The sequence below is a fragment of the Gordonia sp. B8661-1 genome, assembly GCF_059427765.1.
On sequence record NZ_JCAHRL010000011.1, the window covers coordinates 115,814 to 135,168 of the forward strand.

The following is a 19,355-nucleotide window of genomic DNA, read 5'->3' on the forward strand; positions in this document are numbered from 1 at the left end:
ATGTCAGTCCTGGTGGTCGGGGTTCGGGGCGGCCGGCGACGGATCGTCGGCGGCCGTGCCGTTGGGGTCGTTCCCTATCGAGTCTGACCGGTGGGCGTCGAGTTTGGCGAATCGCGGATCCGACGAGAGCTCTTCGTCGAGGTCGTCGATGACGTCGACGTCCGGCAGCAGCGGCGCCAGATCGGGCAGTTCCGTGAGGGAGGCGAGGCCGAGCCGTTCCAGGAACAGTTCGGTGGTGCCGTACGTGGTTGCCGTGGTCGTCGGATCGGTGCCCAGTTCGTTGATCAGTCCGCGGCCGACCAGGGTGCGGATCACACCGTCGACGTTGACACCGCGGATCGCGCTCACCCGGGCGCGGGTGACCGGCTGCCGGTAGGCGATCACCGCGAGGGTTTCCAGCGCTGCGCGGGTCAGTTTGGAGCGTGCACCGTCGAGGAGCAGGCGTTCGACGTACGGTGCGTAATCGGATCGCGTGTAGAACCGCCACCCGTCGCCCGCATACCGCAGATCGATGCCGCTGCCCGACTCCGTGAGGTCGGCGGCCATGCGCGTGAGCATCTCCTGCACACGCCTGGGGGCCTGTTCGACGGCCGTCGCCAGTTCGTCGGTGCCGACCGGACTGTCGACCACCAGGAGCACCGCCTCGAGGGCGGCGCGCAGCCGGTCGTCGTCGAGGACGACGCGAGCGTCGTCGCCCACCTCCAATTCGGTCTGTCCGGGCACCTCCGGCGCGGAGACGTCGCCCGTGCCCAACCTTGTGTCCGGCTCGTCTGTGTCCGGCCCAGTCGTCTCCGGTTCACTCATCCGTAGTCCTCAGCCCGTTCCATGTTGATGTCGTCGAGATCGCGATCCCCGGTCCAGCTGACGAGCAAATCGCCGAGCGCCTCGGGCTGCTCGAAGGTGATGGCCTGTTCGCGATACAACTCGAGGAGGCCGAGGAAGGAGCCCACCACCTCCAGTCCGGTGGTGCAGTCGGCAATGAGTTCGCGAAAACCCAGCCACCCACCGGGGCGAGCACTGAGCAGGGTCGCCAGCCGTTTGGCCTGCGCGGGGACGGAGACCTGATGGGAGTCGTGCAGGTGATCGAGGCCGACGGTCGGTGTCGGGCGGGGCGTGAGGGCGGCCACCGCGACGCCGGCGAACCCGTTCGCGTCCACCCCGAGCGTGACCTCCGGCAGCAGGTCGGCGAACTGGTCTTCGAGGGATACGGCCCGCGGATACCGTTGCAGCGCAGCCGCTTCCAATTCACCGAAGAGCGCAGCCACCTGTTTGTACGCCCGATACTGCAGCAGCCTCGCGAAGAGCAGGTCGCGCGCTTCGAGCAGCGCGAGATCCTCCGGATCGTCGACCTCGCCGCTCGGCAACAGGCGTGCCGCCTTCAGGTCCAGCAGTGTAGCGGCGACGACCAGGAACTCGGTGGTCTGCTCGAGCCCCATACTCGGCCCGAGTTCCTTTGTGTACGCGATGAACTCGTCCGTCACCTCGTGCAGTGCCACCTCGGTGACGTCCATGCGGTGCTGGTTGATGAGGTTCAGCAGCAGGTCGAAGGGGCCTTCGAAGTTGCGGAGCTTGACCTGGAATCCGGTGGGTTTGCCGTCGGCATCCGCGGAGACCTCGACGGGCGTCTCCCCCGGGCCGGCTGCCTGCGCCGGGTCGGTGTCCACGTCCTCGGGATCGGGTGCCACGGCGGTCGACGATTCGGTCATGCCGAACGGGTATTACGGGCGATGACCTCACGCGCCAGCGCCCGATACGCCTTGGCGCCCGCCGACTTCGGTGCCCACGAGGTGATCGGCTCGCCCGCCACACTGGTCTCCGGAAAGCGGACCGTGCGGCTGATCACGGTGTCGTAGACCTTCTCACCGAAGACCTCGACGACCCGCTGCATCACCTCACGGGAATGCAGGGTCCGCGCGTCGAACATGGTGACGAGGATGCCGCCGAGCGTGAGCGCCGGATTGAGGCGGTCACGAACCTTGTCGACGGTGTCGGTCAGCAAGGCCAGGCCGCGGAGGCTGAAGTATTCGCACTCCATCGGGATGAGCACGGTGTCGGAGCAGGCCAACGCGTTCACCGTCAGCAGTCCGAGCGACGGCTGGCAGTCGATGAGCACGTAGTCGTAGCGGTCGGCCACCGGGTGCAGTGCGCGGGCCAGGGCCTGTTCGCGACCCACCTCGGTGACGAGCTGGATCTCCGCCGCCGACAGGTCGATGTTGCTCGGCAGCAGGTCGAGGCCGTCGACGCGAGTGCGCATGAGCACCTCGTCGGTGGCGACCTGGGGCGGGACCAGCAGGTTGTAGACGGTCTGTTCCAGATCGTGGTGCGGCACCCCGAGGCCGGCGGACAACGCACCCTGCGGATCGAGGTCGACCAGAAGAACGCGCCGGCCGTACTCGGCGAGCGCGGCACCTAGATTGATCGTGGACGTCGTCTTGCCGACGCCGCCCTTCTGGTTGCAGACGGCGATGACGGTGGCCGGTCCATGCCGGTCCAGCGGTTGAGGTTCCGGGACGGGACGATACGGACGACCGGTAGGTCCCAGCTCACCCTCGTGATCGTGGTCCTCGTCGGTGTCGCTGCTCTGCGGCATCGAGATCCGGTACTGATCCTCAGCGACCGGAATCCGGTATTGATCGTCGAATGCGACGCCGGACCTCGGGGCCCCGGGGATGGTCACGTGTCCACCGCTCCCTTCACTCATGTCGGTCCAGCGTATTCGTGGTGTTCGTCAAGCCTAGTAGGTGACCGCCGGGATCCGGCGGAGCATCGCCGTTGCGGCGTCGGGGAGCAGATCGTCATCGGGCCCGCGGATGAGCGGTGGCGTACACCTCGCGCATCGTGGTGACCGTGACCAGCGTGTAGACCTGCGTGGTGGTCACCGAGGCATGACCGAGCAGTTCCTGCACGACGCGTACGTCGGCCCCGCCGTCGAGCAGGTGCGTCGCGAAACTGTGCCGCAGGGTGTGCGGCGACACCGCTTTGTCGAGCCCCGCGCGCCGCGCTGCGTCGGAGAGCACCTGCCACGCCGACTGTCGCGACAGGCGACCGCCTCGTGCGTTGAGGAACAGCGCGGGATTGCCGGTCCGGACGAGCCCGGGACGACCTCGCACCAGATAGGCCTCGATCGCCGACACGGCCGGGCCGCCGACGGGGACGATCCGCTCCTTGCCACCCTTGCCGCGCAGCCGAACCGCGCGATTCTCCATGTCGATGTCGTCGACGTCGAGTGCGGTGGCCTCCGAAATCCGGGCGCCACAGCTGTACAAGAGTTCCAGCAGTGCTCGATCCCGCAGTCCACGGGGATGGTCGTCCGAGCCGGCCGCGTCCAGGATCGCCACCACCTCGTCGACCGGAAGGGACTTGGGCAGACGACGCGCGGGACGCGGCGGCGCAACCGCATGTGCGGCATCCTCCGCGACGATCCCCTCGGCGGCCGCGAACTTGTGAAACCCTCTGACCGCCACCAGGGTTCGCGCGATCGAACTGTCCGCGAGCGGTACGGTACCGCGGTCGGAGTCGCCGCGCCGAAGATCCACGAGGAACTCGCGGACGTCGTGCTCGGTGACTGCGGGCAGCCCGTCGATGCCGCGTGAGGTCAGGTAGTCCCCGTAGCGCCCGAGGTCCCGCCGGTAGGAGTTGACGGTGTTCACCGCGGCCCCCCGCTCCACCGTCAGGTGATCGAGGTAGCGGGTCACCGGTTCGGCGATGGGCCCCGGATCCAGCGGCATCCTCAGGCCTCAGCCCTGTGCACGGCGATCCTCGAACCGATGCGGCCGATCGGTCCACTCGGCGTCCGTCGGACGCAGTTGGACGTCCCGATCCGCGAGCGCCGCGACTGCGAGAATGCCGATGACGCTGGTCGCGTTCACGATCTCACCCGCGAACACCCTGCGTACCGCAATCTCGGCGTCGACCCACTCCACGGTCAGATCGGCCTCCTCGTCCTCACGCTCCGCGGCGGGCAGGGCGTGCAGATCTTCGGCGAGATAGATGCGCAGTGCCTCATCGGTGAATCCGGGTGAGGAATCGATGTCGACGAGCACCCGCCACGAGTCGGCGGCCAGATCCGCTTCCTCGGCGAGTTCGCGTCGGGCCGCCTCGAGAGGCTGTTCCTCCGGTCCTCCGTCGAGAAGCCCCGCGGGCAACTCCAGGAGTCGACGGCCGATCGGGTGGCGGTACTGGCGCACCATGGCGATCCGGCCCTCGCCGTCGCGCGCCACGATGGCAACCGCGCCATGGTGTTCGACGACCTCGCGCTGCACGACGCCGCCGCCGGGCATCTCCACCTCATCGAGCCGCAGGGCAACGATCGCTCCCGAGTACACGGTGCGACTGCCCCGGACCGCGAAGTCGTGTGCGCCCGGCCCGCTCACACGCCGCTGTCCTCTGCGACGCTCTCCGCCGCGACCGGTTCGCGCTCGTCGATCTCCACCGGAAGCCGTTCGGCCGCCTTGTATTCCAGCGCCGCACCCACGAATGCCTTGAACAGCGGATGCGGACGCGTCGGCCGGCTCTTCAGTTCCGGATGTGCCTGCGTGGCAACCAGGAAGGGATGCACCGACCTCGGGTACTCGACGAACTCCACCAGCGCACCGTCGGGTGACGTTCCGGAGAACTCCAGCCCGGATTCCGCGATCTTGTCGCGGTACGCGTTGTTGACCTCGAACCGGTGCCGATGCCGTTCGGACACCTCGGTGGCCTCGTACGCGTCCGCGACGACGCTGCCGTCCTGCAGGACCGCCGGGTACGCGCCGAGCCGCATGGTGCCACCGAGGTCGGCCTCACCGGCCACCGCCTCGGTCTGATCCGCCATCGTCGAAATGACCGGATCCGGTGTGTCCGGGTCGAATTCGGTGGAACTCGCCTCGGTCAGGCCGACAGATCGTGCGGCCTCGATCACCACGCACTGCAGTCCCAGGCACAGGCCCAGCAGCGGGATCCCGCGCTTGCGGGCGTAGCTGATCGCACCGAGCTTGCCCTCGATGCCGCGGATGCCGAATCCGCCGGGGATGAGGACCCCGTCCACGTCGCCGAGAGCCGCCTGCGCCCCTTCCGGGGTGGCACACGTGTCCGAGGGCACCCAGGTGATCTCCGTGCGCGCCCGCCACGCGAATCCACCGGCCCGGATCGCCTCGGTAACCGACAGGTAGGCGTCCGGGAGGTCGACGTACTTGCCGACGAGCGCGATGGTGACCGTCTCCCGCGGATCGTGCACCCGCTTGAGCAATTCGCCCCACACCGACCAGTCGACGTCGCGGAAGGGCAACCCCAGTTTCCGGACGACATAGGCGTCCAGCTGCTCGTTGTGCAGCACCTTCGGGATGTCGTAGATCGACGGCGCGTCGGGCGTGGAGATGACGCCCTCGATGTCCACGTCACACATCAGCGCGATCTTCTTCTTCAGCGCCTCGGGAACATCACGATCGCAGCGCAGGATCAGCGCGTCCGGCTGGATACCGATATTGCGCAGCGCGGCCACCGAATGCTGCGTGGGCTTGGTCTTCAACTCACCCGACGGCGCCAGGTACGGCACCAAAGACACATGGAGGAAGAACACGTTGTCACGGCCGACGTCGTGACGGATCTGACGAGCCGCCTCGATGAACGGCTGGGATTCGATGTCGCCGACGGTGCCGCCGATCTCGGTGATGACCACGTCGGGTGCGACGCCGTCCTCGCCGGGTTCACGCATGGCCAGCACACGGGCTTTGAGTTCATCGGTGATGTGCGGGATCACCTGGACGGTCTCACCCAGATACTCTCCGCGACGTTCCTTGGCGATGACCGTCGAATACACCTGGCCGGTGGTCACATTCGCCGACTGCGACAGATTGCGGTCCAGGAACCGCTCATAGTGGCCGACGTCCAGATCGGTCTCGGCCCCGTCCTCGGTGACGAACACCTCGCCGTGCTGGAACGGGTTCATGGTGCCCGGATCCACATTGAGATAGGGATCGAGCTTCTGCATGGTCACGCGAAGACCGCGTGCCGTCAGCAACTGCCCGAGGCTCGAGGCGGTCAGCCCCTTCCCGAGGGACGAGGCGACACCACCCGTCACGAAGATGTGTTTGGTGTCAGCATGCACATGGCGCAGTGGTCGCAAAGCGCGTCTCCCGTCGGCCGTTCAGGCCAGAAATACCTGTCTACCTACGGGACTCCACGGTAACACCTCGGGCCATGTTCTCTCGCCGCCACACCGAACCGGACACCATGTGGTCCTCACCACTCGTCCGTTCCGGTCACCGTCCGGCTCAGTTGCCGGAGTTGTCCCCGGAACCGTCGACCGCCGCCGCACCCACCGTGATGGCCCGGGCTCCGGGGCCGGTGCCGTACGCTCCGGTCCGGCCGCGGGTTTCCTGGGCCAGTGCCAGAACCGAGGTGATGCGCCCGGTCTGCTGGTCGACGTTGTCGACGGTGGACACGGCGTTGCCGAGCGCCGGATCGGAACGGACGACCGCGATCGGTGAGCCGCCCGATGCCGATCCGGTCCGGCCGACGAGCGCTCCGCCCTGCGCGCGGGCCGCCATGGCCGCGGCGAGCCTGCCGACCAGCGCGCCCTGCGCCCCGGAGTCGGCGGGCAACGCGTTGCCGGTGACGACCACGACCAGGCCGGCGGGCGAGACCGCACCGTCGGCGACGTTGATGAAACCGCCCTCGCGCAGTGCCTGCAGCCCGAGCCGGGCATCGCCCGCCGACGGCGCCGGACGACCATCCGCGTGCAGCGTCAGCGCCCCGAGGAGGTCGCCGACGCGACCACCCGAGTCGGTCAGCTCGGTCCGCAGAGACGCCCCGGCCGGGATCGTCTGATCGACGATGGTGCGCAACTGCTCGGCGTTCTGATCACGAACCAGGTTGTCCGTCAATGCGATCTGGCCCGCGAACCGGGCACCCGAGGTGTCGATGGCCTGCTTCACCGCGTCGACGTCGGCGTCTGCCGCGTTCGGCGCGGTGACCACGAGCACCGATTCCTTCGGGAGGGTGTCGGCGATCAGCCGTGGTGCCACCGCGGCGTCAAAGCTGTTGGCGGCGTTCACCTGGGCGTTGAGTTTGTCGCGCTCACGCTCCAGGTCGCCGATCCGGTCACGGCTGGTGCCGGTGACCTGATTGACCCGATCTCCGATGAATCCGGATCCCAGGAACAGGCCCAGAGCCAACGCCAGGAAGACCGCGACGAGCGAAATGGCATGCTGGCGAAGCGAAATCATGGATCAACGGTTCCAGACGTCTGTCGCCCAGTCCACTGCATGGTGGTACTGCTGTGTCGCCCAGTCCGCGATCTCCGGCCCCATATTGGACAGCATGATCGCCGCGATCACCGCGACGAGCGCGGCCAGAACGAGGCACGCGATGGCAGCACCCGAGACCCGGCTGCGGTACAGCGTCGCAACGGCCTTCGCGTCCACCAGCTTCGGTCCGACCTTGAGCCGGGTCAGGAACGTCGACGGGTTGCTCTCACGGCGCGACCGGTCGAAGAAGTCGTCGAGGGTTCCGCCGTAGCCGACGGTGACGATCAGATCGGCACCATGATGGTCGGCGAGCAACAGTGCGAGGTCACCCGCACCGCCCGCGGCCGGGAAGGTCGTCGCCCCGATACCGAGGTCCTGAATGCGGTCCAGACCCGCCGCGTGACCGTCGGTGTCGGCCGGAATCACCACCTGCGCACCCGACTTCAGCGTCGCGGTCTTCATGTCCTCGGGGTCGCCGACGACCAGCGTCGGCCGGTACCCGGCCTTCATGAGTGTGTCGGCGCCCGCCCCCACACCGATCATCACCGGCGAATACTCCTTGATGAACGGCTTCAGCGCACGGAGATCACTCGCGTGGTCGGCACCGTCGGCGACGATCACCACGTGCCGGCCCGTAAGATCCGCGTCGACGTCGGGTACACCGACCCCGTCGATCAGCAGGGGCGACTCACTGCGGATGAACTCGATCGTGTTGCCCGAGAACGCTTCGAGATGATCGACGAGCCCGGACTTGGCCTCGATCATCATGTCCGCGATGTCGCGCTCCTCCAGCTCGGTGCCCAGCGCCAGCCGACGCTCACCGATGTAGAGGCGATCGTTGTCGACGCGCACCTTGGCGCCATCCTTGACGCGCTTGAAGATCTCGTCACCGACGTTGTCCAGCAACACGATTCCCGACGCCACGAGCACCTCGGGGCCGAGGTTCGGGTAACGGCCCGAGATGGACGGCGATGCGTTGACCACCGCGACGACATTCGCCTCGACGAGAGCATCCGCGACCGTCCGGTCGAGGTCGATCTCGTCGAGGATCGCGATGTCGCCCGGCCCGACGCGGCCGAGGAGACGTTTGGTGTTCTTGTCGATCCTGGCGATTCCGGAGACACCAGGCAATTCATCGGTGGTACGGGCAAGCAGCGCGGGCATCTTCATGAGGCCCATGATTGCCGTGCCGACGACGAATCCCACGGAGGCGCGCCGTAACAAGAGCAACTTTTGTCACACGAGTAACAGCAGTCTCACTCGATGAGCGTCATACGCCCTTGTTGCGGATCTCCCGGCCGTAGGTGTCCGCGACGACGCGCTCGGCGCCGACGGGCCGTGCCACCGGGTACGAGACTTCGTCGACATCCACCTCTTCGTGCCGGACGCTGCCTGCCATGCGCTCGGTCCGGTTCAGGCGTTCCTTGCCGAGATCCACCTGTCCGATGACGCGTACGCGCTTGCCGAGATCGACCTCCTCGCCACGCAATTCGATCTCGAAGGTCTCTTCCTCGAAGGCGTGGTCGACCTCGCCGTCGCGGTCCAGGTCGACCCGCGCGACCTTGAGCTTCTCGTTGAACACGTCGACGTCGAGGGCTTCCTCGTTGACCACGACACGCTTGACGATCTTCACGAGTCCCGTGGCGACCTCACGCTTGGTCGCGACGAGATCTTCGCGATACAGGTCGATGGAACGCTTCTCGTCGCCCGCGCTTGCCGCGGCGGCGCCTTCGGCGACGTCCATGGTCTTGTTGTCGGTGTCCACGACGCCGTAGCCGTCCTCATCGGCCGTGCGCCAGTTTCCACCGAGGATCCACTCACTGTCCTGATCGAGCTTCACGAAATCAGGCTCGAAGGCCGCAACACCCTGCTCGCTGACCGCCATGCGGTCACCACCGCGGATGTCCACCACGAGGTCATTGCCCTCCGTGGTCGCAACCGTCCCCACTTCGGCCCCGTCGCGGCCTACTACTGGAGTCCCCACCTTGATGTCATACCCCGCGAATGTGACTACCATCGTCCCACCAGTCCGTTCCGACAAGAGAAGTCGCCCTCTCACATTGGTTCCCCGACCCTCTGCGGAACCCGTCCCCCCACTGACCACACGCCGCCGACTTGTGCGTTGTGCAGGATGCAGTGCATGCGCGGATCCCTGGGCACGAAGTATAGGTAATCGCTCTCACAAATGGGCTGTCGACCCCCAAAATTCGCCGAACCGAGAGGAAAGCCCGTGACTGTCAGGCGCGGCGGTGAGCCCCGGTACGCGCCGAAATCGGATCGCCGTACTGGACTTCGATCATCTCGTGGCGCACTGGGGCCGAATGGGTTTCGTGTGCGGTCTCACGAATAACGGTCACCATGACCTCACCGAATACGATCATTCGGCCGGTCTTTCCGAATAATGCGACCACCGGCACGTAATAGGTGTCGCCAATCTGATAAGGCTCGGGAAGGACATCGACCTCACGATGTACTCGCCGCCGGCTGATCTTCACGCGTTCACGCGTCACCGCAACGGTGATGGATTCCTGACGGGTCACCACTTTTTTCCGGACCACCGCGGTACGGGTCGTGGCGCGACGAATCGGCTCGAGACGCTCCGCATGAAGCGGTATCACGCGAGTCCGCGGCGTGGTGGTCATCGTCATATGGTCCCCGATGCGTCTGTCTCGCGGCTCGATTCCGCGGTCTCCAGCAGTTCTTCCGCATGGGCGCGGCCCGTGTCGGAGTCACCGAGGCCGGCCAGCATTCTCGCGAGCTCCGCCACCCGGGCCTCACGATCGAGAGTACGCACCGTACTCGTGTGTGGCGCCTTCCCTTTTCCGGAGCTCTTTCCGATGACCAGATGATTGTCGGCGAAAGCGGCCACCTGGGGCAGGTGTGTCACGACGATCACCTGATGAGCCCGGGCGAGTCCGGCGAGGCGGCGACCGATCTCGACGGCCGCACGACCTCCCACGCCGGCGTCGACCTCGTCGAACACCATGATCGATCCGCTCGTCCCCTCGGCGAGAACGACTTCCATCGCCAGCATCACGCGGGACAACTCGCCACCGGAGGCGGAACGAGCGATCGGCAGCGGAGTCGCATCCTTGTGCGCGACGAGCGCGAACTCGACCCGGTCCGCGCCGGCGGACCCGGCGTGCGCCCGCACCCCGGCAAGATCCACCGCGAGCCGATCATCGGCGCCCGCGGGTTCCGGGGACACCTCCACGGCGAGCTGCGAATCACCCATCGCGAGGCCGGCGAGCTCTGCGGACACCTTGGTGGACAACGACTTTGCGGCCGCCACTCGCCGTTTGTGAAGTGTGGTGGCCGCCGACTGCACTTTGTCCCGAGCCGTCTCCGCCGCGGCTTCGAGGTCCGCGATCGACCGATGGGGATCGTCGATCTCGGCGAGCCGCGCCTGCGCCATGTCACGCCAGGCGATCACCCCGTCGATATCCGGAGCGTACTTGCGGACCAGTGTCTTCAGTTCCGCCTGACGGTTGAGCAGCTTGTCGAGCTCGACGGCATCGGCGGGCAGTGACGCGACGAACGCGGTGAGCTCGGCCCCCACGTCGGTGACGACCGTGAGTGCCTCGGCGACCCGCGGCAGCAGAGCCCGCAGCGTCTCGTCCGGGGAGCCCTCCAGAATCGAACGAACCTGTCCCAGACCGTCGATCACCGAACCGGTATCCCCGGCGACGATGTCGTGCGACGTCTCCCCCGCGGTCCGGATGGTCTCCAGATCCGTGAGCCTACGGATCGTCGCCGTCAGCTCCTCGTCCTCACCGGGTTGTGGATCAACGGCGCCGATCTCGTCGATGCCGAACCGCAGGCGGTCCGCCTCCTGCGCCAGCTCGCGCTGATTCGTTCGCCGCTTCTCCAGCTCGTCGAGTGTTTCCACCCACGTCTCGCGTGCCGAGCGATAGGCCGACAGTGCCTTCTCGATGGTCGAACCACCGAATCCGTCCAGGGCCGCTCGCTGATGCTCGGGCTTGAGCAGTCGCAATTGATCATTCTGGCCGTGGATGGCCAGCAGCTGATTGGTGAGGCGCCCCAGTGCTCCCACGGGTACGGAACGCCCTCCGAGATGTGCCCGGGATCGTCCGTCCGCATTCATCGAGCGCACCGCGATCACCGTGCCGTCGTCATCCACCTCGGCACCGGAGGATTCCAGGATGTCGGCGACTTCCTGATCGGGTTCGTCGATGCGGAATCGTCCTTCGACGACCGCCTTACTGCTGCCCGACCGCACCCGTGAGGCATCCGCGCGGGCCCCCGACAGCATGTGCAGACTCGTCACGATCATCGTCTTACCCGCCCCGGTCTCGCCGGTGAGCACCGTGAAGCCAGGGTGAAAGCGGGCCGATGCCCGCTCGATGACACCGAGTCCGTCGATCGAGAGTTCTTCGAGCACGACTACGCCTGCCTCCCTCGCCAGCCGGTGACCGGCAAGTCGAATTTGGTCACCAGGCGGTCGGCGAAGGGTTCCGAATCGATCCGGATCCAGCGCACCGACTGGTCGCTGCGCACGACCTCGACACGTCCGCCCGGGGGCACCGGAATGCGGCGGCGGCCGTCGCAGATCGCCTCGGCTCGACGCCCCTCCTTCTCGATCTCCACCGCGACCCTCGAGCGCGGACTCGTCACCATCGGTCGTGCGAACAGTGCGTGGGCATTGCTGGGCACCACCAGGATCGCCTCCAGATCCGGCCACATCACCGGACCGCCTGCGGAGAACGCGTAGGCGGTGGAGCCGGTCGGCGTCGACACCAGTACACCGTCGGCGCCGAATGCGGACACCGGTCGGCCGTCGACTTCGGTGACCAGTTCGAGAACGCCATTGGTGGTGCTGTTGAGAATCGCCACCTCGTTCAATGCCCAGGTACGCACCGGGTCGTCGGGCGCCGCCGGGTCGATGACCGACACATCCAATGTCATGCGTTCCTCGACCCGATAGTCCCGGTCGATGAGCCGGCGCATGACCTCGTCGATGCGATTCGCCTCCGCCTCGGCGAGAAAACCGATGCGGCCCAAATTGATTCCGAGGACCGGGACCTGCGCAGGGTATGCCAGTTCGGCCGCGCGCAGGAAGGTGCCGTCGCCGCCCAGGACAATGACCACCTCGCAGCCCTCCGCGGAGGCGGGCACCGCCGAGGTGACGGCCACCGACGCACCGATCTCGCGGAGATGCTCCGGGTCCACCGGATGATTCTCGTTACGGCTCGCGCTGCCGTCGGGTGGTGCTCCGGCGATGTCATGGTCGACAATGCGCAGGCGGATGCCCGCGGCGGCACAGTGACGTGCGATCGCGTCCATCGTCTCGGTCACGATCTCCCGACCCGTATGCGCGACCACCAGGAACTCCCGATGTTCGTTGGCCACGATCGTCCCTTCGTCCCGGCTGTTGCCGACGTTCAGCGAGGTCCCGCCGCCACTGCCCGTTCGATCATCTCGATCAGTTCCGGGTCGTCGGCGGGTACGGATTCCATTCGACCCTCAAGGGTATCGGCATCGCCGGGATGTCCGACGAGCCGGGGAGCCGTCACATCGCGTTCCTTCCGCAGACACAGGAAGTACTCCACATTTCCGGACGGCCCGGGCAGCGGACTCGCCACCACGCCTCTGGTCTCGAGACCGAGTTCAGCGGCCGATCGCGCCACACCAAGCACCGCGTCCGCACGCTGTTGTGGATCCCGAACGACACCTCCGGAACCGACCCGATCCTTGCCCACTTCGAACTGCGGCTTAACCATCGGCAGCAGGTACCCGCCGATCCGCGTGCATGCGGCCAGCGCGGGCAGCACGAGAGCCAGGGAGATGAACGACAGATCGGCGACCACCAGATCGACCGGGCCACCGATGTCGTCGGGCGTCAGGTGCCGGACATTCGTGCGGTCGTGCACATGCACGCGCGGGTCGTTCTGGAGTCGCCAGATGAGCTGGCCGTAGCCGACGTCGACGGCGACCACTTCGGCGGCCTCGCGGCGAAGCAGCACATCGGTGAATCCACCGGTCGAGGCGCCCGCATCGAGACAGCGGGCACCGGCGACCCCGACATCGAGATCATCGAATCCCCGGAGCGCCCCGAGCAATTTGTGCGCACCACGCGACGCCCACTCGTCGGCGATACTTTCGGCGACGAGCACCGGGGTGTCCTTGCCGATGTTCGTCGCCGGCTTCGTCGCCACGACACCGTTCACCTTGACCAGGCCGTCGGCGATTAGTGTGCGGGCCTGTTCACGAGATCGGGCCAGGCCCCGCCGCACCAATTCCGCGTCGAGCCGAACGCGCGCCGCCACTTCTCAGCCGCGTTTCATCGAGGGTCGACGTCTTCGAGTGCGGCGGTCAGCGTGTGATGTGCTTGTTCGAGCAGTTCGGTCTGACGCGTCAGTGCCGCGAGGTCGAAACCGTCCCCGACGGCCTGCCGGACGTCGTCGACGTCCCGCAGAATCTCGTCGACCCGCGCCGCCACCTCGTCGGGCGATACACGTGACGCGGCAGTGGATGCAGTGTCGGCGGCACCGGGGCGCAGATGCGGCCCCGGACGCGGAACTGGTTGCGAATCAGTCATCACGGTTCACGCTAACGCACGGTCCCCACGCCCAGGGACGTCAACAACTCTCGCGAGGTGTCGTCCGTACCTGTCACGACGATCTCCTCCGAGTCGAGTGCCTTCTCGTCGACCGCTCGCCACACCTCTGCGGCGAGTGCGGGCACGAGACTCGCCGGTTCCGCGCCGTCCCCGGACGTCACGGACACCGCCGGGCCGTCCACGGTGACGGACCAGCCGTCGTGGGCACCGACCCGGACGATGTCGGCATCGACGAGAAGCCCACGGAGGTCTGCGATCACATAGGTCGGACGCTGCTCGGGCGGAGCGTTGAGCAGAGCTGGAACCGTGCTGACCCCGGTCAGCACGAGGGCCGATTCGATGCCCACGGAGTGTGCACCCTCGATATCGGTGTCGAGTCGGTCGCCCACCACCAACGGCCGGGTCGCCCGACTCCGGGCGATCGCATCCGCCATCAACGGTGCGGCCGGCTTGCCGGCGACCAGCGGCTCCTGTCCCGTCGCATTCGCCACAGCCGCCACCATCGATCCATTCCCGATCAACGGGCCACGTTCCGACGGCAGTGTGGGATCCACATTCGTCGCGATCCACAGCGCACCCGCGTTGACCGCCAGGACCGCCTCGGACAACTGCGCCCATCCCGTCTCCGGAGAATGTCCCTGGATGACCGCCACCGGCCGGTCGTCGGCACTCCGGGTGACCCCGATCCCCACCTCGCGCACTTCTTGTGCGAGACCGTCGGTACCGATCACCAGCGCGCGCGACCCGGGAGCGACGTGTTCGGACAGCAACCGCGCGGCCGACTGAGCGCTCGTGACGACCTGCTCCTCGGTGGCCGGGAAACCCAGCTCCCGTAGATGCTCGACAACCTGCGCGGGCCGCCTGCTTGCATTGTTGGTGACGAAATACTGTGCGGTTCCGACGGTTTCCAGGCTCTCGCGGGCGCCGGGCAACGCCTGATGGCCGGCGAACACCGTGCCGTCCAGATCCAGCAGCAGCGCGTCGTAGCGGCGCGCCAAGGCGTTCTCCCCGACTCCCGAAGCTCCGTCGTTCGCGGCATCGGCGCTCACGGCATCGGCGCTCACGGCATCGGCGCCGTCGTCCGAAGTCGGCACGGAGGTACTCGTCGACACCGTCCGCTCGGTGGCCACCGACTCGCCCGCAGCCTTCTGGTCGTCGGGTACCGCGCCGTTGCCCGAGGCTCCTGCGTCGTCGTCGGCGGTGGGAGCTGCATCCGTTGCCGTCTCCGACTCGACGGGCTCATCGGATGTCAACTCGACCAGTTTGAACTCCGCATCGGTCACGTCATCGACGTCGGCGGACGCGGCGTTCATGAACCAGGTGACGGCGTCGTCGGTCCGGCCCATCGCGGCCAGCGCAGAAGCGTAGGCGTAGTACAGCCGCGCGGGGCCCACGCCGGTGCGGCCGGGAGTCAGATCGTCGGCCTGCAGCGTCACGAGCGCCTTCTCGGGTTCGCCGAGATCGATCCGAGCGCCGGACTCGACGATCCGCATCTCCGTCGCCTCGTCTCCGGTCAACGCGCGGCCGTCCTCGCTGCGTGCGATCTCGATCGCGCGCTCCGGCTTGCCGAGCCCGCGCTCCGCGTCGGCGATCAACGGAAGAAGTGCCGAGCTGCCGGTGATCCGACGGGCAGCGCGAAGTTCGGAGACCGCTTCCTGCCATTCGCCGGCGTTGTACGCCGCGATACCGAGCGTTTCGCGGACCAAGCCCACGCGGCCGGCACGCTCACGCGCAGCCCTCGCGTGCACCAGGGCGGCGACCGGATCTTCCTCGAGGAGCCGGGTCACCATTACGAGGTGCCGGGCAACCACGTCGGCGTTGGTCTTGTCCAGCGTCAGCAGATCACGCCGGACCTCGGAATCCAGATCGGATGCGGCGACGTCATCGGGCAGCAGCGGTTCGTCCGGACGATTGATCCGGCGAGCTCCATGGGTGGGACGGCCCGGACGATCTCCGCGACCACCGTCACGCCGGCCCGGTCCGCCGGGACGTCCTCGGTCTCCACCGGGCCTTCCGTCGCGTGAACGGTCACTTCCTCCGCGACGCGGACGGTCCGGGCGATCGAAGTTACTCATAGCAGCCAATCTATATCCGCGGGAACGGTCCGGACATGCGAAAGGGCCCCGGCACCTGTGGGATGCGGGGCCCTTTCGGGTGTTTGTGTTCGGCGGTGTCCTACTCTCCCACACTGGTTAGGGTGCAGTACCATCGGCGCTGGAGGGCTTAGCTTCCGGGTTCGGAATGGGGCCGGGCGTTTCCCCTCCGCTATGGCCGCCGTAACTCTATGAAACAGTGCACAACAGTGACTGTGTGTTTGTCAGTGTTGTGTGTTGTTTCAGAAGTGTCATAGTGGATGCGAACACACTCAAAGTGTTGTTTGGGTGTGTGGGTGTTGTTGGTAAGTCCTCGGCCGATTAGTACCAGTCACCTGAACACATTGCTGTGCGTACAGTTCTGGCCTATCAACCCCATGGTCTGTGGGGGGCCTTAACCCTCTAAGGGGTGAGAAACCTCATCTTGGAACAGGCTTCCCGCTTAGATGCTTTCAGCGGTTATCCCTTCCGAACGTAGCTAACCAGCGGTGCTCTTGGTAGAACAACTGGCACACCAGAGGTTCGTCCGTCCCGGTCCTCTCGTACTAGGGACAGGTTTCCTCAAGTTTCTTACGCGCGCGGCGGATAGAGACCGAACTGTCTCACGACGTTCTAAACCCAGCTCGCGTGCCGCTTTAATGGGCGAACAGCCCAACCCTTGGGACCTACTCCAGCCCCAGGATGCGACGAGCCGACATCGAGGTGCCAAACCATCCCGTCGATATGGACTCTTGGGGAAGATCAGCCTGTTATCCCCGGGGTACCTTTTATCCGTTGAGCGACACCACTTCCACACGTTGGTGCCGGATCACTAGTCCCGACTTTCGTCCCTGCTCGACATGTACGTCTCACAGTCAAGCTCCCTTGTGCACTTACACTCAACACCTGATTGCCAACCAGGCTGAGGGAACCTTTGGGCGCCTCCGTTACATTTTGGGAGGCAACCGCCCCAGTTAAACTACCCACCAGGCACTGTCCCTGAACCCGATCAGGGTCCGAGGTTAGAAGTCCAATACGATCAGAGTGGTATTTCAACAACGACTCCACACACACTGGCGTGCATGTTTCACAGTCTCCCACCTATCCTACACAAACCGAACCGAACACCAATACCAAGCTATAGTGAAGGTCCCGGGGTCTTTTCGTCCTGCCGCGCGTAACGAGCATCTTTACTCGTACTGCAATTTCGCCGAGTCTGTGGTTGAGACAGCAGAGAAGTCGTTACGCCATTCGTGCAGGTCGGAACTTACCCGACAAGGAATTTCGCTACCTTAGGATGGTTATAGTTACCACCGCCGTTTACTGGGGCTTAAATTCTCAGCTTCGCAACCCGAAGGTCACTAACCGGTCCTCTTAACCTTCCAGCACCGGGCAGGCGTCAGTCCGTATACATCGTCTTACGACTTCGCACGGACCTGTGTTTTTAGTAAACAGTCGCTTCTCTCTGGTCTCTGCGACCCACACCAGCTCAGGCTGCAAGAGCCGTCACCGGGATGGGTCCCCCTTCTCCCGAAGTTACGGGGGCATTTTGCCGAGTTCCTTAACCACAGTTCTCTCGATCGCCTTAGTATTCTCTACCTGACCACCTGTGTTGGTTTGGGGTACGGGCCGTGTACCAACTCGCTAGAGGCTTTTCTCGGCAGCATAGGATCATGGAATTCGCCGCAACGGCTACGCATCACCTCTCAGACTTATATGAACGACGGATTTGCCTATCGTTCGTCCTACAGGCTTACACCAGTACTACCACTGACTGGCCCCACTACCTTCCTGCGTCACCCCATCGCTTGCCTACTACCAGCCGAGGTCCCGCGCATCACCCCACCCGAGACCCGAAGGTCTTCTTGGGGGATCTGGACGGTTAGTACAACTGATTCAGCATGGACGTGTGTACACGGGTACGGGAATATCAACCCGTTGTCCATCGACTACGCCTGTCGGCCTCGCCTTAGGTCCCGACTCACCCTGGGCGGATTAGCCTGGCCCAGGAACCCTTGGTCATTCGGCGGCAGAGTTTCTCACTCTGCTTTCGCTACTCATGCCTGCATTCTCACTCCCACACCCTCCACCACTAGATCACTCTGTGGCTTCCACGGATGCAGGACGCTCCCCTACCCACCCACACACCTGGCTGGCTCTCCGTAGAGAACCAACGGGTTATTGTGTGAGTGCCGCGGCTTCGGCGGTGTACTTGAGCCCCGCTACATTGTCGGCGCAGGATCACTTGACCAGTGAGCTATTACGCACTCTTTCAAGGGTGGCTGCTTCTAAGCCAACCTCCTGGTTGTCTGTGCGATCCCACATCCTTTTCCACTTAGTACACGCTTAGGGGCCTTAGCCGGCGATCTGGGCTGTTTCCCTCTCGACTACGAACCTTATCGCCCGCAGTCTCACTGCCCTGCTCTCACTTACCGGCATTCGGAGTTTGGCTGACGTCAGTAACCTAGTAGGGCCCATCGGCCATCCAGTAGCTCTACCTCCGGTAAGAAACACAGGACGCTGCACCTAAATGCATTTCGGGGAGAACCAGCTATCACGGAGTTTGATTGGCCTTTCACCCCTACCCACAGCTCATCCCCTCCATTTTCAACTGAAGTGGGTTCGGGCCTCCACGACGTCTTACCGTCGCTTCACCCTGGCCATGGGTAGATCACTCCGCTTCGGGTCTAGACCCGGCGACTCAACGCCCTATTCAGACTCGCTTTCGCTACGGCTACCCCACACGGGTTAACCTTGCCACCGAGCACTAACTCGCAGGCTCATTCTTCAAAAGGCACGCCATCACCCACCACCACAAGGGTGCGCAGGCTTTGACGGATTGTAAGCGTCCGGTTTCAGGTACTATTTCACTCCCCTCCCGGGGTACTTTTCACCTTTCCCTCACGGTACTAGTCCGCTATCGGTCACCAGGAAGTATTCAGGCTTACCGGGTGGTCCCGGCAGATTCACAGCAGATTCCACGAGCCCGCTGCTACTTGGGCACCCATCACGCAAGACCGCATGTTTTCAGCTACCGGACTCTCACCGTCTACGGCAGACCATTCCAGGCCACTTCACCTAACACACGATTTTCTGACTCACGCTCAGACAAGTAGATCTGAGAAGATGGGCCCCACAACCCCACACGCACAACCCCTACCCGGTATCACATGCGCATGGTTTAGCCTCCTCCGCTTTCGCTCGCCACTACTCACGGAATCACAATTGTTTTCTCTTCCTATGGGTACTGAGATGTTTCACTTCCCCACGTTCCCTCCACACCGCCTATACATTCAGCGGCGGGTAACACCACATCACTGGTGCTGGGTTTCCCCATTCGGACACCCTCGGATCACAGCACGGTTGACAACTCCCCGAGGACTATCGCGGCCTCCCACGTCCTTCATCGGCTCCTGGTACCAAGGCATCCACCGAACGCCCTTAAACACTTACAACAACACCTACAAACAACCCCCA

At 65.1% G+C, this 19,355-nt stretch carries 15 protein-coding genes and 2 rRNA genes; all 17 read right to left on the minus strand.

Annotated elements, in window-relative coordinates; translation table 11 throughout:
- Nucleotides 1-3: 3 nt before the first annotated feature.
- On the minus strand, nucleotides 4-804 hold the full coding sequence (gene scpB / locus AC4JJG_RS19350; RefSeq protein ID WP_495401876.1) for an SMC-Scp complex subunit ScpB: 801 nt from the start codon (nucleotides 802-804) through the stop codon (nucleotides 4-6).
- Nucleotides 801-1,706: a segregation and condensation protein A gene (locus tag AC4JJG_RS19355; RefSeq protein WP_495401873.1), complete on the minus strand. Its 906-nt coding sequence runs from the start codon at nucleotides 1,704-1,706 to the stop codon at nucleotides 801-803. The genes scpB and AC4JJG_RS19355 overlap by 4 nt, the downstream gene beginning before the upstream one ends.
- Nucleotides 1,703-2,590 carry a ParA family protein gene (locus AC4JJG_RS19360; protein ID WP_495401977.1) on the minus strand — a complete coding sequence of 296 codons (888 nt, stop codon included), beginning with the start codon at nucleotides 2,588-2,590 and terminating at the stop codon, nucleotides 1,703-1,705. The genes AC4JJG_RS19355 and AC4JJG_RS19360 overlap by 4 nt, the downstream gene beginning before the upstream one ends.
- Before the next feature lie 205 nt (nucleotides 2,591-2,795).
- On the minus strand, nucleotides 2,796-3,728 hold the full coding sequence (xerD, locus tag AC4JJG_RS19365) for a site-specific tyrosine recombinase XerD (RefSeq protein ID WP_495401872.1): 933 nt from the start codon (nucleotides 3,726-3,728) through the stop codon (nucleotides 2,796-2,798).
- A gap of 9 nt (nucleotides 3,729-3,737) precedes the next feature.
- Nucleotides 3,738-4,373 (minus strand): NUDIX domain-containing protein, encoded by a 636-nt coding sequence (locus AC4JJG_RS19370; protein ID WP_495401871.1) that lies wholly within the window; start codon nucleotides 4,371-4,373, stop codon nucleotides 3,738-3,740.
- Nucleotides 4,370-6,103, minus strand: coding sequence for a CTP synthase (pyrG, locus tag AC4JJG_RS19375; protein WP_495401870.1), 1,734 nt, complete (start codon nucleotides 6,101-6,103; stop codon nucleotides 4,370-4,372). The genes AC4JJG_RS19370 and pyrG overlap by 4 nt, the downstream gene beginning before the upstream one ends.
- Nucleotides 6,104-6,251: 148 nt before the next feature.
- Entirely contained in the window at nucleotides 6,252-7,205 is a 954-nt protein-coding gene (locus AC4JJG_RS19380; protein WP_495401869.1) for a copper transporter, read from the minus strand.
- A gap of 3 nt (nucleotides 7,206-7,208) precedes the next feature.
- Complete coding sequence (gene steA, locus AC4JJG_RS19385) at nucleotides 7,209-8,396, minus strand: putative cytokinetic ring protein SteA (protein WP_495401868.1); 1,188 nt, start codon at nucleotides 8,394-8,396, stop codon at nucleotides 7,209-7,211.
- Between the two features lie 100 nt (nucleotides 8,397-8,496).
- Entirely contained in the window at nucleotides 8,497-9,174 is a 678-nt protein-coding gene (locus AC4JJG_RS19390) for a YsnF/AvaK domain-containing protein (protein WP_495401867.1), read from the minus strand.
- Between the two features lie 289 nt (nucleotides 9,175-9,463).
- Nucleotides 9,464-9,868 carry a DUF2382 domain-containing protein gene (locus AC4JJG_RS19395; protein WP_495401866.1) on the minus strand — a complete coding sequence of 135 codons (405 nt, stop codon included), beginning with the start codon at nucleotides 9,866-9,868 and terminating at the stop codon, nucleotides 9,464-9,466.
- A gap of 2 nt (nucleotides 9,869-9,870) precedes the next feature.
- On the minus strand, nucleotides 9,871-11,628 hold the full coding sequence (recN, locus tag AC4JJG_RS19400; RefSeq protein WP_495401865.1) for a DNA repair protein RecN: 1,758 nt from the start codon (nucleotides 11,626-11,628) through the stop codon (nucleotides 9,871-9,873).
- Between the two features lie 2 nt (nucleotides 11,629-11,630).
- Nucleotides 11,631-12,596, minus strand: a complete 966-nt coding sequence (locus AC4JJG_RS19405) for an NAD kinase (protein WP_495401864.1) — start codon at nucleotides 12,594-12,596, stop codon at nucleotides 11,631-11,633.
- Nucleotides 12,597-12,628: 32 nt separating this feature from the next.
- Nucleotides 12,629-13,513 (minus strand): TlyA family RNA methyltransferase, encoded by an 885-nt coding sequence (locus AC4JJG_RS19410; RefSeq protein ID WP_495401863.1) that lies wholly within the window; start codon nucleotides 13,511-13,513, stop codon nucleotides 12,629-12,631.
- A 14-nt stretch (nucleotides 13,514-13,527) separates the two neighbouring features.
- Nucleotides 13,528-13,785, minus strand: coding sequence for a hypothetical protein (locus AC4JJG_RS19415; RefSeq protein WP_495401862.1), 258 nt, complete (start codon nucleotides 13,783-13,785; stop codon nucleotides 13,528-13,530).
- 11 nt (nucleotides 13,786-13,796) lie between these two features.
- Nucleotides 13,797-15,881: an HAD-IIA family hydrolase gene (locus tag AC4JJG_RS19420; RefSeq protein ID WP_495401861.1), complete on the minus strand. Its 2,085-nt coding sequence runs from the start codon at nucleotides 15,879-15,881 to the stop codon at nucleotides 13,797-13,799.
- Nucleotides 15,882-15,968: 87 nt separating this feature from the next.
- Nucleotides 15,969-16,085 (minus strand): 5S ribosomal RNA (rrf, locus tag AC4JJG_RS19425).
- 115 nt (nucleotides 16,086-16,200) lie between these two features.
- Nucleotides 16,201-19,333: ribosomal RNA gene (locus tag AC4JJG_RS19430) — 23S ribosomal RNA — on the minus strand.
- Between the last annotated feature and the right edge of the window lie 22 nt (nucleotides 19,334-19,355).